The organism is Flavobacterium gelidilacus DSM 15343 (assembly GCF_000422685.1).
Classification (GTDB): domain Bacteria; phylum Bacteroidota; class Bacteroidia; order Flavobacteriales; family Flavobacteriaceae; genus Flavobacterium; species Flavobacterium gelidilacus.
Window position 1 is genome coordinate 108,975 of the sequence record NZ_AUGN01000004.1, and the last position, 25,281, is coordinate 134,255.

Below are 25,281 nucleotides of genomic sequence, written 5' to 3' on the forward strand. Positions count from 1 at the left end.
TAAATATTTATTTAGTATTGTGGTGCTTTTTCAAGCATTTCTATTTCAAAAATTAAGTTAGATTTTGCAGGAATTGGTCCATTTGCTTGTTCTCCATATCCTAATTGATACGGAATATAAGCAATTACTTTGTCACCAAACTTCATGTTTTCTAAGGCTTCTATAAATCCAGGAATTAATCCTTTCTTCTCTCCATACTGAAAAGGGAATGGTTGATATCCTTTCATTTCTTTTCTTCTGTCATCTAATCGACCGTATTGTTCTGCAATAGTTTCATAGCTTGTGTCAAACATATCGCCATTTTCAAAATACCCTGCATAATTAACAAATACTTGAGTACCTACTTTTGGTTTTGCTCCCGTTCCTTTGTTTATGATTACATATTCTAAACCCGAAGCTGTTTTTGTAGCTTCTTTTCTTTTTTCAATAAGGTAAGCTTCTTTTTCTGTGCTAATTTTTTTGGCTTTTTCTTCAGCAATTTTTAGGGCTTTTGCTTCATCTTTATAATAAGCATTGAAAGTTTTTTCGGCATCAAATTTTTCGGCATCAGAACCATTTCTAATAATTGTTACTTTAGAAATTAAATCATCTTGTACAATAGAATTTACGTTTTCCATTCCTTTAACCACTTCACCAAAAATTGTGTGTAAATTATCTAAATGTGGCGTTTCTTTATGGGTAATAAAAAATTGTGAACCATTAGTTCCTGGTCCAGCATTAGCCATTGATAAGATTCCACCTTTATTATGTTTAAGTGTTTCATCAAATTCGTCTTTAAATTTGTAACCTGGTCCACCTTCACCTGTTCCCATTGGATCACCACCTTGAATCATGAAATCGGCAATAACTCTGTGGAATTTTAATCCATCATAAAAAGGTTTGTTTTTAAACTTTTCTTCTACAAACTGATTTTTCCCTTCAGCTAAAGAAACAAAATTAGCAACAGTAATAGGTGTTTTTTTGTATTCTAATTTTACAATAATATCTCCTTTTGAAGTTTCAATATTAGCAAATAAACCGTCACCTAAATCGGCATAAGGGTTGTTCTTGCAAGATGTAAATAAAGCTACTAGAGCTATAAAAAATAAACTTATTTTTTTCATTTTTAAATTATTTGTTTGAAGTATCTTTTTTAATTTCCTTTAATATTACTGTGCAAAGTAATGGTTCATTTGTGCCTATTTTATCGTTGTCACCGTGGTAACCATAACCTATGTGAGAAGGGAAAAGAAAGGTGATTTCTTCTCCTTTTTTCATTATTTTAATTCCGTCACGTAAACCCATTAAAATATTTTCTTTGTCCACATAATAAGTTTGTGGCTTTAATTCAGCTTTGGTATAAATTATTTTTCCATCTAAACTTTTTAATTCATAATCAAAATAAGCAATGTCACCTCTAACTGGTGTTACTGTTGCCTGATCAACTTTGGTGTTGTATGAATACCAATAGCCTTTTGGGGATGAAATATATTGATTTAAACTATCTTTTTTAATGAAATTTTCAATAGCTTTTTCTTCATCAGCAATAAGCACCTTATTTCTTTCGATAGATTCATTAATAAATGAACCAGACGATTGAGAAATTGGTTTTCGAGCTTGTTGGTTTGTACAATTAACAAAGAATGAACTTAAAATTAGTAGTACGGTTAGTTTTTTCATTTTTATTTTTTTTCAGCTGCTAAAATAGCAATAAATTTTTTTACAGTATCCTCTAACGATAACAATGATTTTCCTCCAGCAGCATTTATATGTCCGCCACCACTAAAATGATTTCTGGCAAATGCATTTACATCAAAATCTCCTTGAGAACGGAATGATATTTTTACAATTCCTTCTTCTTTATTTTCGATAAAAATTACTGCAAACTCTATGCCTTTTATAGATAATCCGTAATTAACAATACCTTCAGTGTCTCCTTTTTGGTTGTTTGCACTATCTAATTCATCTTGTGATAAAGTAATATATGACGTTTTATATTCTGGTAAAACAACTAAATTATTTAATGCCATTCCAAGAATTTTAAGACGATTCATGGAAGAATTATCGAAAAGTTGGTTGTGAATTACTGAATTGTTTACTCCTTTATCAATTAAATCAGCTACAACTCTATGTGTTGTTCCTGTTGTTTTTGGATATCTAAAACTCCCTGAGTCTGTTGTGATTCCTGTATAAATGCAAGTAGCTATTTCTTTATCAATGCTGTCTCTATAGCCTAATGCAACTATAAAATGATAAACCATTTCGCAAGTTGAACCATAAGCTACATCTGAAAAAGTAAATTTAGCATAATCGTCTGGTGCTTGATGGTGATCAATCATCGCCATCGGAATATCTAATGTTTCAAGATAAGCTCCCATAACATCACCTGTTCTATGTAAAGCATTGAAATCTAAAGTGAAAATTAATTTACTGCTTTCAATTTCTTTTTTGACTCTGTCGTTTTCACGTTCAAAAACAAGAATTTTATCTGCATCTGGTAACCAAGCTAAAAAATCAGGATATTCATTTGGAGCAACTACTACAACTTGATGATCTAGTTTTTTTAAGAAATGATATAAAGCTAAAGTAGAACCCATGGCATCACCATCTGGATTTCTATGTGGAATAATGCTGATTTTTTTGGGAGCTAATAAAAGTGCTTTTAGTTCTTGTAATTCTGTTTGATTAAACATTTATATTTTAATTATTTTGAAATGAATATTCCTAAACTAACAGCTAAAACTCCTAAAATTAATGATAGAGAAGTATATATAAAGGCTAGTTGGTAATTTTGATTCTGAATCATGTTTATGTTTTCTAATCCAAAAGCTGAAAAGGTGGTAAAACCTCCACAAAAACCTGTGATTAAAAGGAGTTTTAAGGTTTCATTTTGGCTATTGTTTTTTGCTAGATAGCCAACAAGTATGCCAATAAATAAGCAACCAATGATATTTACAATAAAAGTTTGATAGGGAAAATTCGAAATCGATTTTTTAGAAACAATCCAATGAACTAAATACCTCAGGACACTGCCTGAAGCTCCACCGATTGCTACTAAAAATAAATTTTTCAACATAGTTAACGAATTAAACTAAAATGTCCTTTTACAATTCTTCCGTTTTCAAAAACTATGGTGTACCAATAATCATCTGCAAAAAGGGTTTCACCATTAAATTTTCCATCCCAACCATTTTGATTGGCTTTGAAACTGTAAATTAACTTTCCATATCTGTCAAATATAGTAATAATGGTTTTAGGTTGCAAAGCTAATAAAGGAACTTGCCAATACTCATTTAAACCATCACCATTTGGTGTGAAAAATTTAGGAGCTGCTAATATTTGAAAAGTTCCAGGTGTAATGCCACAACCTTTTGTATCTTTTACGAAGAAAGAATAATTTCCAGTTTGAAGATTTGTAAATGTATTACTTGCTTGGTAATTTATTCCGTTTAACGAGAATTCATAATTTCCATTTCCAACAACCTCAATTGTAGCTGTATTGTTATTGCTAAAATCGTTTACAATGACGTTTGTAATTGTCGCAGGTTCAGATAATTCAACTGTGAAAGTTTTTGTTGTCGAACAACCATCTGCATTTGTTACTGTGACAGTATAATTTCCTGCTGTATTTATATTTATTTGATTAGTCGTTTGAATGGGATTTGTATTCCAACTATAAGATGTAAAACCGTTTGCTATTGATAATGTTGTTGAACTTCCATTACATAAACCAATGATTTCGTTTTGACCTAACAAAATAGTATTTACCTTTAAGGTAATTGGAAAAGCCGAATAACAACCTTGAATATTCATTATTTTAGCATAAATAACTTGTTGATTTGCAATTGTATTTGTGTAATTTGCAGGTAATAAAGTTGTACTAGTTGTTGTTTCAAAAAAACCAACTACATATGATGTTGGTAAATTTGAGAATATTTGGTTTTTAATAGTATTTAAATCAAAACTTGAAAATCCATCTTGAGTTCCATCTGTATCACATTGAATAAACTCATCTTCTGCTACAATTAAAGTTGGAGCGTATTCAATTTCAATTTCTCCTTCAGAAATACATAAACCATTAATATTTACTTCCACTGAATAATTTCCTCCTGAAATGACAGTATAAGTTGGATTTGTTTCACTAGCAAGTAAATTTCCATCTTGATACCATTGATAAGTATTAGTTCCAGCTTGAGTTGCATCTAAAACCAAATTTTCATTCTGGCACAATGGATTTCCATCAGCAATTAATTGGTCATCTCCTAAATCTAAACCAAAATTAAAACTTCCACCGCCAATAAAAATCGCTGAGTCATATCTATAATTTTCTTCATCAGCAATAACTAATTTTATATGATATAAAACGTTTGGATTTATATCTGCTTTGGCCGTTAAAACTACTGTTTGACCATTAAAATTGGTTGGATGTTCTGTTCCATTAAAGGCGTCAAAATATTGTTCGTTTATGGCTGGACAACCATTTCCACCAGAGATTTGTGGGTGAACAGTTGTGACCAAAACAGGTGTATTTGTATTAGGAACTAAAGCTAAATTTTGATAATTATTGGTTGAGCCAACTTCTTTAAGCAAAAAGGCAAAACCATCAGAATATCGACATGGTGCAGTTCCTTGATATTCTTCTGATGAAAAAATATAATCGAAACTAAATTTATTTCCGACAGAAACAAAGTCAAATTCTAGAATTGTAGCATTTATAGTATTCGTAATATTTAAAGCTTGTTCTAAATCTTGATCACCATTCCATCCCATTCCGTTCCCATCATCAGATAATGAATTATTTGGACCTTGAGTATTTGAAGCTTTCCCTGTACTTAAAACAATTCCGTTTTGAAATGGAAAAGTAGAACCTGTTCCATCAAAATAAGCGTAACTTTTTTCACCTGAAGTGAAATTTCCTCCTGAAACAGAAAAATTAGAAACCGTTGCACACGGACTATTAATTAAAACGTCTTGTACTAACTGTTGAGCTGTATAATTTTCGTCAGTTGTAATGTATTGACTGTAATTTTTTTGACAAAAAAATACAGTTAAAATAAGCGGTATTATATATTTTATTCCTTTCATAGCGAAGGCAAAGATACTACAAATCTCTTTTCTTTACTATGTAATATGAACCAAAAATAAATATTGCAGTCCAAATTAACACAATTATAAGAGTTGTATAGTGAACGCTATAATCTTTTATATTTTCAATACCAACTTGACTACCAATGGTTTTAGCAAAATTTAATCTTGTTAGTGGTTCAATTATTAAATTTGACATAGATTCTAAAGGCATAAAATCGTATATTTTATCAATAAAAGTTTCTTCATTATTTTTTTGTCCTAAAATTAAAAATTTAAGAATGGCAAATGAAATACCTTCAAACATATACCAAAAAAGCAAAAAACCTAAAGCAAAAGCTGAACGTTTAATTAAAACGCCTAGGAATAAACAGAAAGAGAAAAAGGCTACAAGTTTTACAAAAAAGGCCAATAAATAATCAATTTGCGAAAAAATGATTCCAATTTCAGTGTAAGAAGAATACATCGTACCTAAAATTAGGGATACAATAAAAACAAATAAAGTTGAAATTAAAGCAAATAAAACAACCGTAATAAATTTAGAAAGCACAAATTCTTTCTTACTCATTCCGTCAATTAAATTCTGTTTTAAGGTTCCATAACTGTACTCATTTGCCATCATGGAAACAATTACAACAGCCAAAAATATCTTGAAATAATCAGCCACATAAGTATTAAAATGCCAAATAAAGGGAAAATTAAAAACCCCTTGATCAGCAACACTTATATGAATAGGACCAATGTCAAATTCAACAGCAGCAATTAATGAAATTAACGTTAATAGAACAAAGTAAGTTATAGTTAATACTTTGCTTGCTCTGTTTTTCCAAAGCTTTTGAAATTCTATATTGAGTAATCGTATCATTTTTATAGTTTTAGGTAATGGGAGTAATGGAATTGGTTATTTAGTCAATTGTAAGAATTGCTCTTCTAAACTGTGTTTTCTTTTGATTAATTGACTTAGGATGATTTTGTTCTCAAAAAGAAATTGGTTTAACTCTTCAGCTTCTAATTTACCTTTTAGATGAACAATTACTTTTCCTTCTTCTTCTATACAATTTTTAACTGATGGATGATTGTCTAAAACTTGCATTAAAAGAGCATTGTCATTGGCTTGTAATTCGAAGAAGCCTTCATTTGAAGCCATTTCGTCTACCAAACCTTGATAAAGCATTTTTCCATAACGAAGCACAACTACATGAGTACAAACTTTTTCGACTTCATCTAATAAATGGGAAGCTAATAAAATCGTTGTTCCTTGTGAAGCAATTAATCGAATTATATCTCTAATTTGACGAATTCCTTGCGGATCTAAACCATTTGTTGGTTCATCTAAAATTAAAATTTCTGGATCATTTAATAGGGCAGAAGCAATAGCTAAACGTTGTTTCATTCCTAAAGAGAAGGTTTTAAACTTTGAATCCTTTCTTTCAAGTAATCCAACTAGTTCTAGCTTTTCAATAACTTTTGTGTAGGGAATGTCTTTTATTTTACAGACTAGCTCTAAATTTTCTTGAGCTGTCATATAAGGATAAAAGTTTGGTCTTTCAATAATTGCACCTACTTTTTTTAACGCTTCATGGGTTTCCATAGTTCCATTGAACCAAGAAAATTCTCCTGAAGTTTTATTGACAACGTTTAAAACGATTCCTAGTGTTGTTGATTTTCCTGAGCCATTTGGACCTAAAATTCCGTACACATTTCCTTTTTGAATTTCAAAAGAAACGTTGTTTACTGCGTGAACTTTTTTACCAAATATTTTATTCAGATTTTTTATCGAAAGTATAGTTTCCAAAGTTTTAGTTTTTAGTTGTGAACATAAGACGTTGGAAGTTGATTTTTGTTACTTCAATTAGAGAATTCGAAAAAAAGTTGACACTAATTACAAGAATTTTTACTAATTAACCTGTGGAAATTATTCTTATTCTTTAATAACGATAAACTCTTCAGTTTGCTTATTACTTTTTACTTCAATAGTAATTCCTTCGGTTAACATTATATCAAAATCTACTTCTGTGATGTCAAAACTAAATTGAGTAACGAATTGATTGGAAACAGTTGAAGGTTCTGACTTTATTTCTTTTGTGTCAGAATTTAATTCGTAGGTTTTGTCTTTTGCTATGAAGTCAAAAGTAATTCCGTTTTGGGTTTTTATATTTTGAGTTCCAACAATTGTAACATTTAAGAAATGAAATTCAGCTATTTCTTGTACTTTAATCCAAATTCCACCTGTTTCATGACTAGCAATTTTATCCCCAATATAGTCACTAACTTTTTCTTCGGTGAAAATATCTACAAGATTTTTTTGTGGTTCATCTTGACCACTTATTTTTTTTACTACTTTTTTAAATAAATTCAACATAAAATTTCTTATTTACTTTCAATATTCTACTCAAAAAAATTGATTATTTGAGTAATTTTATCATTATAATGCCAATATAAGTAATTTTTTCTACTTACTTTACTTGAAGAGATAATCGAATAATTAATTATATAATTGTTCGCTTATTAATTTTCCACCATCAGAAAATCCTTCTAATCCAAATAATAATTTTGATGTGATGTTAGTATTGAGAATTTTAAATTCAACTTCTCCTTGCTCATTAGTTTTTAAATTTGTTTTCCAGTCAACTTCAATGACTTTATTTTTTTCAAAAAAATCATATGCTGGATTGTAATAAGTACGGTTTTTGTCATATCCATTTTTTATGACAAATTTGTCAAATAGTTCAATAATATCATTATTATAATTATCATTTGTAAAGATTTGGTACTTAATAAAATTTTGAAATGGTTGTTTTAAAAAAGTGTCAACATCTTTTATTTTTATTCTCAATGAAGGAATCTCATCTGATCTTAACTTTTTTCCATTTACATATAAAACGGCTTCCTTTGTTGGAGAAATTTCCAAATAATTCTCTAAACCTTTCCAATTGACTAATGTAATGTTTTGATCTTTCAAAAAATAGCTTAAAAATAATTCTTCGTTTTTATTTTTATTTTCGGGTAATTCTAATTCATAATAAGCACCTATATCAAAAACCATTTTTTTGTATTTTTTTTGAATTTCAGATTCTCTATTGTTTAGTCTGCTTTTTTCAACAAGCGTTACTTCTCTCAGAATTGTTGTATTAGTTAGGTTAATACTACTTGTTTCTACATTTTCAATTGTTTTATTAATAACTTTATAACTAGGTTTCAAGTTGTTTTTAAAGAAACTTATGTCTTGTTCATTCTCGTCTATAGTTATTTCTTTGGGTTGTATTAGTTCATTGTTATCATTTAAAAAACCTATCTTAACTTCGTCATTTTTGTAGAGTAATAAGTTGTGAAAATTAAATTTAAAATTGTTTATATATACTTTTTGAATTAAAAAATCACTTTTTGACATTATGCCTAAATGTGAGCTCAAAGTTGGTTTGACACTTCCTTTTAAGTTAAAACCATTTTCAAAATCAAATTTTTCTGTTGGGTTTAGATTTGCAATAAACTCATCAAGATTATATTTTTCAAAACCTTGAGTTAGTAAAAGTAAATCAATATATTCTAATCTATTTATATTTTTTAAATTGAAATAATATGAAGGCTTTTCAATAAATCCTCTGATGTAAGGTGATAAATAGAATGCACTTTTTATAGAACTAGATTCATCATTTTTAATATCATTTTCTAATAAAACACTTATACTTAAATTTGCCTTTAATGGAGTTTTATTAGTTTTAATTTTTAATTTATAAGTAATAGAGTCTTTTGTAGTATTGGTTTTTTCAATTTCTAGTTGAGGGTTTTCATTTGAATTATCAATGTAAATTTTTCTAGTTCCGATTGGAATTAAATTCTTGAAAAGTGTAATTGAGTTAATGCCCTTACTTAATTTTTTTTTATTGATTTCAATATTGGAATTTAGAAGTCTTTCATCTGAAATGGTAATGTAATCAAATAAATTATTTTTTTGATGAAATAGTAAGGTGTAGTTATTATTGATTAAATCAATATCTAAACTGCTGCTGAGTTTTACAATTAGTTTTTCTGATTTATTATTTATAATATCTAATTTGATTTCATTTTTTAACGCTTTAGGAATTTCAATTTTTATTAAAGTGTCATTTGTCGTTATTGAAGCATAATACTTTTCATTTTCTTTAATCATGAACTTAAAAGAACTCATTCCTAAATGTTTGCTTTTAAAATTTACAACTTCTTCATTTTTAGTATTGAATACTTTACCTTCAAATTCATTTCCTAAACCATTAAAAAGCGATTTGACTGCAATGGTATTTTCAAGATTTTCAACTAAATATCCGTTTTCTGGAAATAATTGAATATCATAATAGTTTTTACTTTTTATTTTTTTTTCATTTTTTATTCCATTAATAGTAATTTCTTTCATAAATAAATTAGAATCACCAAAGTTTTTCATATAATTTGTAAAGGCTTGAATATAATATTTCCCAGTTGTGAGGTTGTTTTGCAATTCAATTTGTCCAACTCCAATCCCTTTGTTAATGTAAATATTTTGTGAATAAATAATATCTCCAGTATCATTAATTAAATTGACATAGAGTAAAGATGTGCTTTGTGAAGGTTCGTTTTTTTGGTTTCCAACAAATGTTTGAAACCAAATAGTTTCTTCATTATTGTATGATGCTTTATTTGTGTGCACAAAAACTTTCTCAATATACAATTGATTTTTTAATAATGGTTTTGCTACGTTTTCTATAAATTTATCTTGAGCATTTACTTTAATGAAAAAGAATATTATGCAAAGATTAATTAATTTATTCATATAGATTTAGTCTAAGAAACTCAAACATACAAAAAAAACCTGCAAGTTTTCACTCACAGGTTTATCTTTGTTATGCTGAATTTATTTCAGCAACTATTTTAGCTATTACAGATGATATATAACCAAAGACATAGCATTACTAATATAGATAAAAATGTTGTTAATGGAAAATTATATTTTTTAGTGTCATAGAACTCTTCAAAATAGTTTTGATATTTATTGTTATTAAATAGATAAGTATAAGCTTCAATTAACGATAAGAAAAAGCTTATATTCAACACAATAAAAAAATATTTTGCAATATTTAAATTCAATAAATAGAGTGAAATAGTTATAATAAATAAATTTACTAAAGTTAGAAAAGGTATAAAATAAAATTTCACTCTTTGATCATATTTATATCTATGTAAAAAGGTTGGGAAGTTATTTTCCATGTGCTGAAAAAATAATTTTGAACCTAACTTCATTTTACTAAAATTATTAATCCAAGCAAATGGGTTTAGATATACAGCTATTATTTTTCCTAAAAACCTATATAATAAATAAAAATTATAAAAATAAATATTTAAAAATTTCTCCATTTTTAATTGATAATATATTTTGTTTTTGAAACTCAAAACTGCAAAAAAAACCTGCAAGTTTTCAATTGCAGGTTTTGATTTTTAATGAGATTCTGAATCAAGTTCAGAATGACAAAGTTGATTATTTTATAGTCTCAAAACTACGTTTCACAAAAGCAGTTAATTCTTCTCCTTTTAATAAACCTTGTGATAGTTTGGCTAAATCTAAAGCTTGTTTGACCAAGTTTGCTTTAACCGTTTCGTCTTTTGTATTTAATAAAGAAGTCGCGAATTCAGAATTTGAATTTACAATCAAGTTGTACATTTCTGGGAAATTGCCCATTCCGAACATTCCACCGCCACCACCAGATTGACTCATTTCTTTCATTCTTCTCATGAATTCAGGTTGAGTTATCATAAATGGCGCAGCATTGCTATCCATTGCTTCTAATTGAACGCTATATTTTTCTTTTGGAACAACAGCTTCAATCGCAGTTTTTAAGGTTTCTGTTTCTTCATCCGATAATTTTGAAATTTGAGTTTCCTCTTTTTCAATCAATTTATCAATTGCATCACCATCAACACGTACAAAAGTTAAGTTTTCATTGTCGCTTTCTAATTTCTGAATTAAATGTGAAACAATTGGACTATCTAATAATAAAACTTGATACCCTTTGTCTTTTGCAGCAGCAATATAACTGTGTTGCGCTTCTTTGTTTGAAGCATAAAGAACAACTAGTTTTCCGTTTTTATCCGTTTGTGTATCTTTTACTTTTTCTTTTAATTCCTCTAAAGTAAAGTATGTGTCATCTACTGTTGGATATAATGTAAAAGCAGCTGATTTTTCATAGAATTTTGGTTCAGAAAGCATTCCGTATTCCAATACAATTTTAATGTCGTTCCATTTTTTCTCGAAATCTTCACGGTTTTCAGTGATTAATGATTTCAATTTATCAGCCACTTTTTTAGTGATGTAATTTGAAATTTTCTTCACATTTCCATCTGCCTGAAGATAAGAACGAGAAACATTCAAAGGAATATCTGGAGAATCAATTACACCTTTTAACATTGTTAAGAATTCAGGTACAATTCCTTCTACATTATCTGTAACGTAAACTTGGTTTTGGTATAACTGAATTTTATCTTTTTGCATTTGCATGTCAGAAGACAATTTTGGAAAATATAAAATTCCAGTCAAATTAAAAGGATAATCTACATTTAAGTGAATGTGAAACAATGGCTCCTCAAATTGCATTGGATACATTTCTCTGTAGAACGATTTATAATCCGCATCTGTTAATTCAGTTGGTAATTTTGTCCAAGCTGGATTTGGGTTATTGATAATGTTGTCAACTTCAATTTCTTCTGGTTTTGCATCTTTTTCTGCTCCTTCAGGTAATGGAAGTTGTTCAGTTTTTGTTCCAAATTTAATTGGAATAGGCATGAACTTGTTATATTTAGATAACAAGCCACCAATTTTACTTTCTTCTAAAAACTCTAAAGAATCTTCAGCAATATGTAAAATGATTTCTGTTCCTCTTGTAGTTTTATCACTAGAAACTAAAGTGAATTCTGGACTTCCATCACATGTCCAATGAGCAGCTGGCGCATCAGTGTGTGATTTTGTAATCAATTCTACTTTTGATGCTACCATAAAAGCAGAATAAAATCCTAATCCAAAATGACCAATTACACCTGAATCTTTAGCTGAATCTTTATATTTTTCTAAAAACTCTTCAGCTCCAGAAAAAGCAATTTGGTTGATGTATTTTTCTACTTCTTCCGCAGACATACCTAAACCTTGATCAATAATGTGTAATTTCTTTCCTTCTTTATCGATTTTTACTTCAATAATAGGATTTCCATATTCTGATTTTGATTCTCCAATGCTCGCTAAGTGTTTTAATTTTAAAGTGGCATCGGTTGCATTTGAAATAAGTTCACGCAAGAAAATTTCGTGATCACTGTATAAGAACTTTTTGATTAAGGGAAAGATGTTTTCTACTGAAACATTAATTTTTCCTGTTGTCATATCTGTATTTTTTTAGGTTAAACAATTTGACTTTACAATAGACAAATAGAGTACCAATTGCATTTCATCTGACAAATTGACTGATGTTGGAATTTTGTTAAATTAATTTGAAATTTTATAAGTTACTTATTAAATTCTAGCTTAAATTTGTAAAGAAATAAATTGGGTTTCTCATCAGATTTTCTATTGTTAGATATATATTAGATTCTGGATTATACCAAATTTGTATCCACACAAATAAAAAACAATAAATTATGAAAAAAAGTTTACTATTATTACTGATTACAATCACTATGATTGGTTGTAAATCACAGTCAGTTACCAACACAAATGTTGATAATAAAGTTGAAAGAATTATAAAAGGAGATTGGACAGTTACAAACGTAAGCTTTCCTGGTTCAGATTATATTAAAGTGACTTCATTTGATTTAGCTGATTCAAAATGTTTTTTAGGTAGTACTTGGAAATTTGTTTCTAACAATAATAAAGGAACTATGACACTTAATGATGCAAGTTGCATTTCATTTAGTTCACCTATTACCTGGTACATAAACCAGGAAGGAAATTTTGTAATGAAAATTATAAATGATTACAAAGCAAAAAAAGTAAATCAAGGATATATATTAAGAGTAGCTAATGTTACAGAAACAAGCTTTGAATTAATAGATAAAATCAATGTTGGAGGTTCAATGAAAGAAGTGACTTACCAATTTCAAAAACAATAATTAAAAACATACAGATGAAAAATTCAATATTAAAAAGTTTAAGTTTTATTTTAATTGCAGGAATCGTTTTAACAGGTTGTGAAGCTGCAAAAAACACTAACAAAACTCAAAGAGGAGCTGCTATTGGAGTTGCTGCTGGAGCAGTTTTAGGTGCAGTTATAGGAAATAATGTAAAAGGAGGAAGTTCTGAATTAGGAGCAGTTCTTGGTGGAGTAGTTGGTGGAGTTGCCGGAGGAGTTATTGGTAACAAAATGGACAAACAAGCTCGTGAAATTAAAGAAGCTTTGCCTGGTGCAGAAGTTGAAAGAGTAGGAGAAGGAATTAAATTAGTTCTAGGAGAAAATGCAGTTCGTTTTGACACAAGTAAATCTACCTTAACCGCATCAGCTCAGGCTAATTTAGATAAATTAATTCCAGTTTTTAAAAGCTATGCTGACACAGATATTACAATTTTTGGATATACTGATAGTACAGGATCAATTGATTTTAATCAGAAATTATCAGAACAAAGAGCTGCTTCAGTAAAAAATTACTTGGCAGGAAAAGGCTTAAGTGTTGCACGTTTTGAAACAAAGGGTTTAGGAATAGCTGATCCAATTGCAGATAATGAAACTGTAGAAGGAAGAAGTAAAAATAGAAGAGTTGAGTTTGCAATTACTGCAAACGACAAAATGATTCAGGATGCTGAAACAGAAGCAGGAAAATAACATTTTTTTAAATACAAATTATATAAAGCTATCTTATTTAAGGTAGCTTTTTTATTGAAAGACATCCATAGCAGGTAATGCTTTTAAATTAAAATCCCATAAGCATTGATTTTCCCAAGAACTTCCTGCAGTAGAAGTTACCTGATTTCCAGTAAAAGCAACCCAATCTGGTGCCCAATAACAAAGACCAATTCCTTTATTATCTGGAATGTTTTTAAGAATTGAAATCATTTTAAGCATAAAGTCTTTTTGACCTGAAGGAGTTGCAGGATAATTAGTAATGATTTGACTTGAAAACCCAATGTAATTAGCGCTTGAATCATTATAATCTAATGTAAAAGGATAAGCTACTTCTACAATCATTATTTCTTTACTGAAAGTTGATGCTAACGTATTTAATTTGGTCTGCACCAAATCTAAATCTTTTATTTGAAATTGAGGATAATAGGAAACACCAATAACGTCATAGTCTAAACTAAATGGAGCTAATTTATTGAAATAATAAATAGAATTTTCAACACTTGAATGATGTAGCATTATTTTTACTTCACTTCCTCCAACTTCTCTAACAGCTTGGGCTGACTTAGTATATAATTGAGCTAGATTACTCCAATTGGCATTGAATTCATTCCACACTTTTCCATAATTCCATAAAAAACCACTATCTGTTTCATTACCTATTTGAATAATTTTTGGCATTGTACCTTGATTGCTCAATTCCGATAAAACATTTTTTGTATACAAATATATTTCTTGTCTTATTTGGTCTTGTGTTAAATTTTGCCAAGCCTGAGGTGGTGTTTGATTAGATGGATCTGCCCAATAATCAGAATAATGAAAATCCAATAAAAAATCAATTTGTTGCGCTTTCAGTTTTAAAGCATAAGCTTTTACTTTTGCTAACGTGTTTTGACCGTCAAGTGGTGTGTGCCAGATTTTTAGACGAACTAAATTACAACCGTTTTGTTTAACGAAAGATAATATCTCTATTGGATTGTTGTTTTTGTCCTTATATGATAGGTTGTAACTTTCTAATTCCATTTGAAATGACAAATCCATTCCTTTATAAAAAGTTTTGCTCTTAGGAACTTGATTAATAACTTCTTCAGTTTTATCTAAAGAGCACGAGTTCATAAATAGAATTAAAAAAAGTATGAAATAGGTACGCATTTTTATTTCAAAAATAATGAAAAATATTTAACATAACTTTGTTTAATATATCTATAAATAAGTTAAACATATTTTGTAAATTTATATCGTTATTAAAAAATACAATTATGGCAGTTAAAAAAACTACAACCAAAAAGAAAAAAATAGACGACAATACTCTTGTATCTCTATATATGGATAGCGTTTTATCTAATAATGCTGAACCTAAAAATGTATACTTGTTTTGTAAAGAAAACGAAATTGAGGAAACTGATTTCTATCGCTTTTATGGATCAATTGATGCTTTGAAGGAAGATATCTGGATTAAGTTCTACGAAAATACAGCTTCAAATTTAACAAAAGATGAAAATTTTGCTTCTTATTCAAATAGAAATAAGTTATTATCATTATATTTTACAATGTTCGAAGTACTTACTTTAAACAGAAGCTATGTTCATTTTACTTTAAAAGAAAATAAAGAGGGTTTAAAAAATTTGAAACAATTAAAAGGGTTGAGAACACATTTCAAATCATTTATTAATCAAATTATTGATGAGAATGAAGAGCCTAAAAATGAACAAATTCAAAGAATTACTAAACCGTTATTTGCAGAAGGTGCTTGGATTCAGTTTTTGTTTTTACTTAAATTTTGGTTAGACGATACCTCAAAAGGATTTGAGAAAACAGATATTATGATTGAAAAATCAGTAAAAGCTGTTTTAGATGTTCTAGATACAACGCCACTTGAAAGTGTAATAGATTTAGGAAAGTTTCTTTGGAAAGAACGATTTAATTAACAAGCGAGATTTGCGTTAAGGATTGGAGCATTGTTTAAGCTCTTTAGGGTTTGACAAAACCCTAAAAGCGAGTGCGGAAAGCCTGACCTATAAGGGAACGCCCAAATTCTGAAACAAGTTCAGAATGACAAGATAATTTTGAAAAGATGTTGAAACAAGTTCAGCATAAAAAAAAGATATGAAAACATTAGATAAAATACCGACTAACAAAATTGAAAGAGCTGGACAACTAGTAAAAACGGGTTTCAAAGTTGGTGGAAATTATTTGGCTTATTATGGTGAAAAAATCGTTAATCCTTCTTTGACAAAAGATAAGTTGAATGAAAATAATGCCGAAGATATTTATGACGGATTAAAGAACCTTAAAGGAAGTGCCTTGAAAGTAGCACAAATGTTGAGTATGGAGAAAAACATTATGCCTAGAGCATACGTAGAAAAATTTTCATTAGCTCAATTTTCTGTTCCACCTTTATCTGCTCCTTTGGTTAGAAAAACCTTCAAAAAATATTTAAATAAATTTCCAGAAGATGTTTTTGATACATTTTCTGAAAATTCGGTAAACGCTGCAAGTATAGGTCAAGTGCACAAAGCTACAAAAGACGGAAAAGAATTGGCTGTCAAAATTCAATATCCTGGAGTTGCTGATAGTATTGGCTCTGACTTGGCTATTGTGAAACCGTTTGCTATTCAAATGTTTAATTTAAAAGGTAAAGATTCGGAAAAATATTTCAAAGAAGTGGAATATAAATTGATGGAAGAAACGGATTATAATTTGGAATTGCGTCAAGGGAATGAAATTTCAAAAGCGTGTGCCCAAATTGAGAATTTACGTTTCCCAAAATATTATGATGCACTTTCATCCGAAAAGGTAATTACAATGGATTGGATGCACGGTGAACATTTATCTGAATTCACAGCACATAATACAGATAGAGAATTAGGAGATAAATTGGGTCAAGCTTTATGGGATTTTTACATGTATCAAATTCATAAATTAAAACAAGTGCATGCAGATCCTCATCCAGGAAACTTTTTGGTAGATAAAGAAGGGAATTTAATTGCGATTGATTTTGGCTGTATTAAACAAGTTCCAGAAGATTTTTATGTGCCTTATTTTCAATTGGCTGATCCAAAAATTATTGATAATCCTAAGCTTTTTAACGCTAAGTTATATGAATTAGAAATTCTTAGAGAAGATGATTCACCAAAAGAAGTTGAGTATTTTACAGCTTTATTTCACCGTTTATTGAGTTTGTTCACTAAACCCTTTCATGGTGATTCTTTTGACTTTTCTGACACTGAATTCTTTGGTCAAATTGCTGCAATGGGAGAAGATTTTTCAAAAGATACCCAATTAAGAAAAATGAATGGAAATAGAGGTTCTAAACATTTTTTATACATCAACAGAACATTTTTTGGATTATATAATTTATTACACGATTTAAAATCTAGAGTTGATACAAAACAGTACGAAAAATACAATTAGTTTTTAGTTTGTTTGTTGAAAAGAGCATTACTTTGAAAAGAGTAGTGCTCTTTTTTTATTTAATTGTAAATTTGTAATTTTAAAATTAGCTATGCTTTCGATTCAAAATATTTCGTTTTCTTATTTAAAACAAAAAACTATTCCAACCTTTTCTTATGAATTATATGAAGGAAAAAATCTTGCTATTATTGGTGAAAGTGGTTGTGGAAAAAGTACGTTGTTAAAACTTATTTATGGTTTACATGATTTAGATAAAGGTCATATTTTTTGGAAAGATGAAGAAGTTTTAGGTCCAAAATACAATTTGGTTCCTGGAATGGATTTTATGAAATATTTGGCTCAAGATTTTGATTTGATGCCTTTTATAACGGTTGCTGAAAATGTTGGAAAGTATTTGTCAAATATTGATAAAGAAAAAAAACAAGAGCGAATTCTAGAATTACTCGAAATTGTTGAAATGACAGAAGTTGCCAATGTAAAAGCCAAATTTTTAAGTGGTGGACAAATGCAAAGAGTAGCTTTGGCCAGAGTTTTAGCTTTAGAACCTGAAGTGTTACTATTAGATGAACCTTTTAGTCACATAGATAATTTTAGGAAAAATAGTTTACGAAGAAGTCTTTTTAAATACCTGAAAGAACATAATATTACAACAATAATTGCTTCTCACGATGAAAACGATTATTTGCCATTTGTAGATGAAATAATTGTGATAAAAGACGGAAAACAAATTGCAAATGGTTCTCCCGAAACGTTAATCGCAAATCCACCTAATTATTATGTAGCTTCACTTTTTGATGATGTTAATGAAATTAAGGCTAGTTATTTTGACGATGATTCAACTGAAACTTTATTAATTTATCCAAATCAATTGCAAGTTGCTGATGATTCAAAATTGAAAGTTATTGTTAGTCAGAATTATTTCAAAGGAAGTCATTATTTGATAGAAGCCATTTATAATGACGGAAAATTGTTTTTTGTGAGTAATGAAGAGATTGAAATTGGAAAATACATATATTTAAAGAAAAAATAAATGAAAAATAAGTTACCTTATTTTGTTATAATTGCAAGTTCATTATTACTGATTTTTAATTTGTATAATTATGTTTTCAATGGAGATGATAAAGGATTCTATTTAAGAATTATTTCTAATATTGTATTAATTGTTGCAATGGTTATTTCAATTAGACATAGAAATAAACAGAGTCAAAATTAATCTTTAAAATTAATTTCAATATTTAATTTTCCTGTTTTTTTATTTAAAACTCCTTTGTATGAATGACTTTTATGTTATTTGATTTAACATACAATTCACCATAATCAGATTTTACTAATTTATTTTTCTTGATATAATAATCTAAATCTATTTTTTCTGTATCAATTAGAAATGTGGCTTTTTTAGTTTTTTTTCTCTCATTATAAGTACATTCAACATTTTTTACATTTGGAATATTGATTCTAGTTCGTAATTCGATATTGTCAATATTAAACTGTTCACAAGAGCAACTGTTGTAAATCATTTTACTAACTGCATAAAATCCAAAACTGACTAAAGTTAAGAATAGTGCCATTCCAGAAAGTATAAAGATAATTTTTTTCACTGCTTTGTTTTAAAATTAACGATTTTATCCGAATTTTATTGCCAAAAAAAATCCCCAATTTTTCAATTGAGGATTTCTAAATTCTTATTTCTTATTTCTTATTTCTAAATTTTTATACTAAAACCCATTCACCAGAAGTAAGCATGCTTTCTGCTTTTTTGAACTTCATAGTTTCCGTTTTCCCACTCATTACATGTTTTATAGTAACAGTGTCATTTCGGTTGATTTTAGGTGTGTCTCTAACTATAGTTTCAGTAACTTGTCTTTGTTGACTTGCATTTTGACCAGCTCGTCTATTGGCATCAGCTGAATCATTAATTTCAGTTGACTCTTTACTTTCTGTATAGTTTTCTTGTTGACGTTCTTGTTTAGCTTCGTGAATTTCATTTGGATTTTGAGAAGGTAAATCACCTTTAAACAAGAATGAAATTACTTCTTTATTCACATTATCAATCATTTTTTTGAATAACTTGAATGCTTCAAATTTATAGATTAATAAAGGATCTTTTTGCTCATGAACTGCTAACTGAACCGAAGTTTTCATTTCATCCATTTTACGTAAATGCTTTTTCCAAGCTTCATCAACAATAGCTAAAGTAATGTTCTTTTCAAAATCACCAACTAACGATTTACCTTGAGTTGCATATGCTTTTTCAAGATTTGTAACTACGTTTAGAGATTTAATTCCATCTGTAAAAGGAACTACTATTCGTTCATATTTTCCGTTGTTGTTTTCGTATACATTTTTAATTACTGGAAAAGCTTCTTCTGCATTGCGAATTACTTTTTCTTCATAATGTGCTAAAACAGCTTTATAAGTTTTTCCGGTAACTTCCATTTCTGAAAGTTTGTTGAATTCACTTTCTGTAATTGGAGCAGTTACTGAAAAATAACGAATCAATTCAAATTCATAGTTTTTAAAGTCACCAGCACCTTTATTTTCTTGAATGATAAGTTCACAAGTGTCATACATCATATTCGCGATATCGACCTTTAAACGTTCTCCATGTAAGGCATGACGTCTTCTTTTGTATACTACTTCTCTTTGAGCGTTCATTACGTCATCATATTCTAATAAACGTTTACGAACACCAAAAGCGTTTTCTTCTACTTTTTTCTGAGCGCGTTCAATAGATTTAGTCATCATCGAATGCTGAATAACTTCACCTTCTTGTAATCCCATTCTATCCATTACTTTGGCTACTTTTTCAGAACCAAATAAACGCATTAAGTTATCTTCCAAAGAAACATAGAATTGAGAACTACCAACATCTCCTTGACGACCAGCACGACCACGTAACTGACGGTCAACACGACGAGAATCATGACGTTCTGTACCAACGATTGCTAAACCACCTGCTTTTTTTACTTCAGCAGATAATTTAATATCCGTTCCACGACCAGCCATGTTTGTTGCAATGGTTACAACACCAGGGTTTCCTGCTTCAGCTACAATTTCAGCTTCATTTTTGTGCATTTTTGCATTCAATACATTGTGTTGAATGCCACGCATTTTTAACATTCGACTTAATAATTCTGAAATTTCAACAGAAGTTGTTCCAATTAATACTGGACGACCAGAATTTGATAATTTTACAACATCTTCAATAACAGCATTGAATTTTTCACGAACTGTTCTGTAAATCAAATCTTCTTTATCATTACGAGCAATAGGTTTGTTTGTTGGAATTTCAACAACATCTAATTTATAAATTTCCCATAATTCACCAGCTTCAGTTACAGCAGTACCAGTCATACCAGCTAATTTGCTGTACATTCTGAAATAATTCTGTAAAGTTACTGTAGCAAATGTTTGCGTTGCAGCTTCAATTTTTACGTTTTCTTTGGCTTCAATCGCTTGGTGTAATCCGTCAGAATAACGACGACCATCCATAATACGACCTGTTTGCTCATCAACAATTAACACTTTGTTGTCCATTACAACATATTCAGTATCTTTTTCAAATAAAGAATACGCTTTTAGTAATTGCGTTAAAGTATGAATACGTTCAGATTTGATTGAAAAGTCTTTAAATAAATCGTCTTTTCTTTCAGCTTCTTCTTCTTTTGAAAGATTTGCTTTTTCGATTTTGTGAATTTCAGTTCCAATATCTGGTAAAACAAAGAAACTTGAATCTGTATCTTGTGATAAAAATTGAACTCCGTTATCGGTTAATTCAACTTGATTGTTTTTTTCTTCAATTACAAAATATAATGCTTCATCAACTTTTGGCATCTCACGATTGTTGTCTGCCATATATTGATTTTCTGTTTTTTGAAGTAATTGTTTAATTCCTTCTTCCGACAAAAATTTGATTAATGCTTTACTTTTTGGTAAGGCTCTATATGATCTCAATAATTGAAAACCACCATCTTTAGTGTTTCCTTCTTTGATTAATTTTTTAGCTTCTGTTAAAAATCCTGTTGCTAATTGTCTTTGTAAACTAACCAGGTTTTCAACTTTAGGTTTTAATTCACTAAATTCTTGTCTGTCTCCTTGTGGAACTGGACCAGATATTATTAAAGGTGTACGAGCATCATCTACTAAAACCGAGTCAACTTCATCTACAATTGCATAATTGTGTTTGCGTTGTACTAAATCTTCTGGAGCATGAGCCATATTATCACGTAAATAATCGAAACCAAATTCGTTATTTGTTCCGTATGTAATATCTGCGTTGTATGCTTTTCTTCTTTGTGGTGAATTTGGTTGGTGGTTATCAATACAATCAACAGTCATTCCGTGAAATTCGAATAAAGGAGCTTTCCAAGTACTATCTCTTCTTGCTAAATAATCATTTACTGTTACAAGATGAACACCATTTCCAGTTAAGGCATTTAAATACAAAGGAAGTGTTGCTACCAATGTTTTACCTTCACCTGTTTGCATTTCGGCAATTTTACCTTGATGTAAAACCACACCACCAATTAACTGTACATCGTAGTGAATCATATCCCAAGTGATGGCTTTTCCAGCAGCATCCCATGAGTTAGACCAAGTTGTATTATCTCCATCTATATTTATGTAAGCTTTTGTAGCTGATAATTCGATATCTTTTGGAGTTGCTTTAACGGTTAAAGTTGTATTGTCTTTAAAACGTTTAGCTGTCTCTTTAATCACTGCAAAGGCTTCAGGAAGTATTTCGTTTAATACTTTTTCTGTAATCTCATAAGCTTCTGCTTCTAAAACATCAATTGCTGCATAAATATCTTCTCTTGCATCAATATCAGCTGTGTTGTCAGCGTCTGTTTTAAGAGATTCAATTTTAGCATCTTTTTCTGCTCTAGCTAATTTTATTTTCTCTTTGAATTCAGCCGTTTTAGCTCTTAATTCATCGTGAGATAAGGCAGCTAAAGCTTTTTCAAAAGTGTGAACTTTAGCTACAAGTGGTTGAATGGCTTTAACGTCTTTTTCGGATTTATCACCCACAAAAGCCTTCAATATTGAATTTAAAAAACTCATAATAGTTTGTTTTATCTAATTGTTTGTAAATATAACCAAAAAAAAAGCCTCAAGTTGAGACTTTTTTGTTGTGATTATTTATTATTTTTAATACTCATCCTCGTTCCAAAGATAATCTTCGTCTGTTGGATAGTCTGGCCAAATTTCTTCCATTGATTCGTAGATCTCTCCTTCATCCTCAATAGACTGTAGATTTTCAACTACTTCTAATGGAGCTCCGGCTCTAATAGCGTAATCAATAAGCTCATCTTTGGTTGCTGGCCAAGGTGCATCACTTAAATATGACGCTAATTCTAATGTCCAATACATCTTTTATCGATTTAAATTTGTGCAAAAATAAATTTTTAACTTAAAAAGTCAAGTTTTTTTTGATTTATTTTATAATTATTTTTAAGAACGTGTTTTTTTTAGTGTTCAGTGTTCAGTTTTTAGTGTTCAGTAATTAGTATTAAAACACATACTTAATAGCATTAAACTGTAACTGATTACTGCTTACTGAATACTGCAAACTTACTTCCTTGGAATCCATTTTACTTCTTCAGCCTTTAAGTCTAAAGACAACTTTCGTGCCAACACAAAAAGATAGTCAGAAAGTCGGTTTAGGTATGTCAAAACAAGTTCGTTTGTAGGCTCTAAGTCATTTAAATGGACAGCTAAACGTTCAGCTCTACGACAAACACAACGGGCAATATGACAATATGACACGGTTGTGTGTCCACCAGGCAAAACAAAATGTGTCATTTGCGGAAGTGATTCTTCCATAGTGTCAATTTCTTTTTCCAAGAACTCGATGTCAGTTTCAACTAAACCTAAATTTTGAAGTCTTGGTTGTCCGTTTTTTAAAGTTTCTTTTTCTGGAGGTGTTGCTAAAATGGCTCCAACCGTAAATAATCTGTCTTGAACTTCGGCTAAAACTGTTTTGTAATGTGAATCTATTTCTTGGTCACGAATTAACCCTATGTATGAATTTAATTCATCTACGGTTCCATAGCTTTCGATTCTTATATGGTGTTTTGGAACTCTTGTGCCTCCAAAAAGGGCTGTGGTTCCTTTGTCTCCTGTTTTTGTGTAAACTTTCATTTTAAATTTAGAATTTAGAAATCAGAATTTAGATTTTCTTTGGGTTTATATTTTAAAATATCCATTAATTGAAAAGCGTAATCATAATTTTCATTAATACCATTATGACTTTGTCCGTTTAATGTAATAAAATTTATTTTGTCTTTATATTGATTTTTTAATTTTACTGATGATTCATAATATATCACATTGTCATTATCACCGTGAAATATTGTTATAGGCATTTTACAATCTTTGAGAAATTTATTTGTTTCTATTTTATATTTTAAAAGAAATGAAGGAATAAATGAAAATTTACTTTTTACTAAATCAGTTAAACTATAATATGGTGCTTGTAAAATTAAATGTTTTAGATTGTTGTCTGAAGCTAATTTTGCAGCCATTCCAGAACCAATAGAATATCCAATTACGATAATGTCTTTTTCAGTATATTTCTTTTTTAATTGATCGTAAACAAGTTGGTTGTCTTGAAATAATTGTTCTTCACTTTTTATTGTTCCATCACTTTTTCCAAAACCTCTAAAATCTAATATAAATATGTCGTAATCAAATTTAGTATATAAATCTGAAGCATATCCCCAACTTTTTAATGAACCTGCATTTCCATGAAGATAGAATATTAAACCTTTAGATTCTTTTGCTTTGAATAATAGTCCATTTAAAGTTGTATTATCATTTGTTTTGAAACTCAATTCTTCAAACTCATTTTCAAAAGCAAAGTTGTAGTTTTTATCTAGTTTTTCTGGAAGAAATATGATTTTTTCTTGAAAAAAATAGAGTAATCCAAAAAAAACTATAATTAGTAAAGTAACTACTTTAAGTATTTTATATAGATTCTTTTTCATTATCACTTTTCTTGTTTGACTTTAAATGAAACGTTTTTTGATGATTCATACTATTGGGATATACTTTATGCAAAACCTTTAAAACGATGTATAACAATATAATAATTGATAGAAGAATAATCATGACTTAATAAATTTTATCAAAGATAGCCTAAAGTTTATAAAAGTAAAAATGATTTATCTGATAGCCCTGATGAGAATGGCATCCTTTTTTGAAAAAAAAAGATAGAATGGACAGCAGGAATAAGGATGGTAAATAAAGACCAAGTCATTTGCTTCTGAATTACTTGTTTTTTACATCACTTTCAATAATACCATCGCGTAAACGAATAATTCTGTGTGCATATGCAGCAATATCTTCTTCGTGAGTTACTAAAATCACTGTGTTTCCGTTGGCGTGAATGTCGTTGAAAAGACCCATGATTTCTAAAGAAGTCTTACTATCTAAGTTACCTGTTGGTTCATCGGCAAGAATGATAGATGGTTTGTTGACCAAAGCTCGTCCAACAGCTACACGCTGACGTTGACCACCAGAAAGTTGGTTAGGTTTGTGATCCATTCTGTCGGCTAATCCAACTTGGGTTAGAACTTCGGTTGCACGTTCGTTTCTTTCTGATTTTGAGTAACCAGCATAAACCATTGGCAAGGCAACATTATCTAATGCTGTTGTTCTTGGCATTAAATTAAACGTTTGAAATACGAACCCGATTTCTGTGTTTCTAATTCCGGCTAATTCGTCGTCGTGCATTTCACTGACTAACTTTCCGTTTAACATGTATGAACCTGCAGTTGGTGTGTCAAGACAACCTAAAATATTCATTAAGGTAGATTTTCCAGAACCTGATGGTCCCATTAAGGCAACGTATTCTCCTTTTTGAATGGTTAAATCGATTCCTTTAAGTACGTAAACAATTTCATTTCCTAGTGGAAAATCTCTTGTAATTCCTTTAATTTCTATTATGGGTTGTGACATTTTGATTTTAGATTGC

Annotated in this window: 23 protein-coding genes; 6 read left to right on the forward strand and 17 right to left on the reverse strand. The window is 29.4% G+C overall.

Annotation, left to right across the window (positions count from 1 at the left end; translation table 11 throughout):
- Positions 1 to 11: 11 nt before the first annotated feature.
- From G507_RS0103320 to htpG, 10 genes are all read right to left on the reverse strand, one after another.
- Positions 12 to 1,103 carry a peptidylprolyl isomerase gene (locus G507_RS0103320; RefSeq protein WP_026716153.1) on the reverse strand — a complete coding sequence of 364 codons (1,092 nt, stop codon included), beginning with the start codon at positions 1,101 to 1,103 and terminating at the stop codon, positions 12 to 14.
- Between the two features lie 7 nt (positions 1,104 to 1,110).
- On the reverse strand, positions 1,111 to 1,659 hold the full coding sequence (gene gldI / locus G507_RS16355; RefSeq protein ID WP_035665571.1) for a gliding motility-associated peptidyl-prolyl isomerase GldI: 549 nt from the start codon (positions 1,657 to 1,659) through the stop codon (positions 1,111 to 1,113).
- 2 nt (positions 1,660 to 1,661) lie between these two features.
- Positions 1,662 to 2,672 carry a DHH family phosphoesterase gene (locus G507_RS0103330; protein ID WP_026716154.1) on the reverse strand — a complete coding sequence of 337 codons (1,011 nt, stop codon included), beginning with the start codon at positions 2,670 to 2,672 and terminating at the stop codon, positions 1,662 to 1,664.
- Between the two features lie 11 nt (positions 2,673 to 2,683).
- The gene (crcB, locus tag G507_RS0103335; protein ID WP_035665574.1) at positions 2,684 to 3,055 is read right to left on the reverse strand and encodes a fluoride efflux transporter CrcB; all 372 of its coding nucleotides are present in this window, start codon (positions 3,053 to 3,055) and stop codon (positions 2,684 to 2,686) included.
- A 2-nt stretch (positions 3,056 to 3,057) separates the two neighbouring features.
- Positions 3,058 to 5,064 carry a choice-of-anchor L domain-containing protein gene (locus G507_RS0103340; RefSeq protein WP_026716156.1) on the reverse strand — a complete coding sequence of 669 codons (2,007 nt, stop codon included), beginning with the start codon at positions 5,062 to 5,064 and terminating at the stop codon, positions 3,058 to 3,060.
- A gap of 16 nt (positions 5,065 to 5,080) precedes the next feature.
- On the reverse strand, positions 5,081 to 5,929 hold the full coding sequence (locus G507_RS0103345; RefSeq protein WP_026716157.1) for an ABC transporter permease: 849 nt from the start codon (positions 5,927 to 5,929) through the stop codon (positions 5,081 to 5,083).
- A gap of 36 nt (positions 5,930 to 5,965) precedes the next feature.
- Positions 5,966 to 6,859 (reverse strand): ABC transporter ATP-binding protein, encoded by an 894-nt coding sequence (locus tag G507_RS0103350; RefSeq protein WP_026716158.1) that lies wholly within the window; start codon positions 6,857 to 6,859, stop codon positions 5,966 to 5,968.
- Between the two features lie 126 nt (positions 6,860 to 6,985).
- A complete protein-coding gene (locus tag G507_RS0103355; RefSeq protein WP_026716159.1) occupies positions 6,986 to 7,426 on the reverse strand; it encodes a hypothetical protein in 441 nt (146 codons plus the stop codon).
- 123 nt (positions 7,427 to 7,549) lie between these two features.
- Positions 7,550 to 9,850, reverse strand: coding sequence for a hypothetical protein (locus tag G507_RS0103360; protein ID WP_026716160.1), 2,301 nt, complete (start codon positions 9,848 to 9,850; stop codon positions 7,550 to 7,552).
- 702 nt (positions 9,851 to 10,552) lie between these two features.
- Positions 10,553 to 12,442 (reverse strand): molecular chaperone HtpG, encoded by a 1,890-nt coding sequence (gene htpG, locus G507_RS0103370; RefSeq protein ID WP_026716162.1) that lies wholly within the window; start codon positions 12,440 to 12,442, stop codon positions 10,553 to 10,555.
- 254 nt (positions 12,443 to 12,696) lie between these two features.
- Between htpG and G507_RS0103375 the strand changes: the two genes are divergently transcribed.
- Positions 12,697 to 13,167 carry a lipocalin family protein gene (locus G507_RS0103375; RefSeq protein WP_026716163.1) on the forward strand — a complete coding sequence of 157 codons (471 nt, stop codon included), beginning with the start codon at positions 12,697 to 12,699 and terminating at the stop codon, positions 13,165 to 13,167.
- Between the two features lie 14 nt (positions 13,168 to 13,181).
- Positions 13,182 to 13,874 carry a YiaD family glycine zipper/OmpA-like lipoprotein gene (locus G507_RS0103380; RefSeq protein ID WP_026716164.1) on the forward strand — a complete coding sequence of 231 codons (693 nt, stop codon included), beginning with the start codon at positions 13,182 to 13,184 and terminating at the stop codon, positions 13,872 to 13,874.
- A gap of 51 nt (positions 13,875 to 13,925) precedes the next feature.
- Here G507_RS0103380 and G507_RS0103385 read toward each other — a convergent pair whose 3' ends face one another.
- Positions 13,926 to 15,044, reverse strand: coding sequence for a glycoside hydrolase family 53 protein (locus G507_RS0103385; RefSeq protein ID WP_084518924.1), 1,119 nt, complete (start codon positions 15,042 to 15,044; stop codon positions 13,926 to 13,928).
- Positions 15,045 to 15,151: 107 nt separating this feature from the next.
- Between G507_RS0103385 and G507_RS0103390 the strand changes: the two genes are divergently transcribed.
- From G507_RS0103390 to G507_RS0103405, 4 genes are all read left to right on the forward strand, one after another.
- Positions 15,152 to 15,820 (forward strand): TetR family transcriptional regulator C-terminal domain-containing protein, encoded by a 669-nt coding sequence (locus tag G507_RS0103390; protein ID WP_026716166.1) that lies wholly within the window; start codon positions 15,152 to 15,154, stop codon positions 15,818 to 15,820.
- Positions 15,821 to 15,998: 178 nt separating this feature from the next.
- On the forward strand, positions 15,999 to 17,306 hold the full coding sequence (locus tag G507_RS0103395) for an ABC1 kinase family protein (RefSeq protein ID WP_026716167.1): 1,308 nt from the start codon (positions 15,999 to 16,001) through the stop codon (positions 17,304 to 17,306).
- A gap of 91 nt (positions 17,307 to 17,397) precedes the next feature.
- Positions 17,398 to 18,336, forward strand: coding sequence for an ABC transporter ATP-binding protein (locus G507_RS0103400; RefSeq protein ID WP_026716168.1), 939 nt, complete (start codon positions 17,398 to 17,400; stop codon positions 18,334 to 18,336).
- Positions 18,337 to 18,519, forward strand: coding sequence for a hypothetical protein (locus G507_RS0103405; RefSeq protein WP_026716169.1), 183 nt, complete (start codon positions 18,337 to 18,339; stop codon positions 18,517 to 18,519).
- Between the two features lie 43 nt (positions 18,520 to 18,562).
- On the opposite strand, the gene G507_RS0103410 is transcribed toward G507_RS0103405, so the two are convergent.
- From G507_RS0103410 to G507_RS0103435, 6 genes are all read right to left on the reverse strand, one after another.
- Positions 18,563 to 18,904 (reverse strand): hypothetical protein, encoded by a 342-nt coding sequence (locus tag G507_RS0103410; RefSeq protein WP_157496476.1) that lies wholly within the window; start codon positions 18,902 to 18,904, stop codon positions 18,563 to 18,565.
- Positions 18,905 to 19,016: 112 nt separating this feature from the next.
- Positions 19,017 to 22,367: a preprotein translocase subunit SecA gene (gene secA / locus G507_RS0103415; protein WP_026716171.1), complete on the reverse strand. Its 3,351-nt coding sequence runs from the start codon at positions 22,365 to 22,367 to the stop codon at positions 19,017 to 19,019.
- 87 nt (positions 22,368 to 22,454) lie between these two features.
- The gene (locus G507_RS0103420; protein WP_022828503.1) at positions 22,455 to 22,676 is read right to left on the reverse strand and encodes a DUF2795 domain-containing protein; all 222 of its coding nucleotides are present in this window, start codon (positions 22,674 to 22,676) and stop codon (positions 22,455 to 22,457) included.
- A gap of 201 nt (positions 22,677 to 22,877) precedes the next feature.
- Positions 22,878 to 23,447, reverse strand: coding sequence for a cob(I)yrinic acid a,c-diamide adenosyltransferase (locus G507_RS0103425; RefSeq protein ID WP_026716172.1), 570 nt, complete (start codon positions 23,445 to 23,447; stop codon positions 22,878 to 22,880).
- 14 nt (positions 23,448 to 23,461) lie between these two features.
- Positions 23,462 to 24,292 (reverse strand): alpha/beta hydrolase, encoded by an 831-nt coding sequence (locus G507_RS0103430; protein WP_026716173.1) that lies wholly within the window; start codon positions 24,290 to 24,292, stop codon positions 23,462 to 23,464.
- 283 nt (positions 24,293 to 24,575) lie between these two features.
- Positions 24,576 to 25,265, reverse strand: a complete 690-nt coding sequence (locus G507_RS0103435; protein WP_026716174.1) for an ABC transporter ATP-binding protein — start codon at positions 25,263 to 25,265, stop codon at positions 24,576 to 24,578.
- Between the last annotated feature and the right edge of the window lie 16 nt (positions 25,266 to 25,281).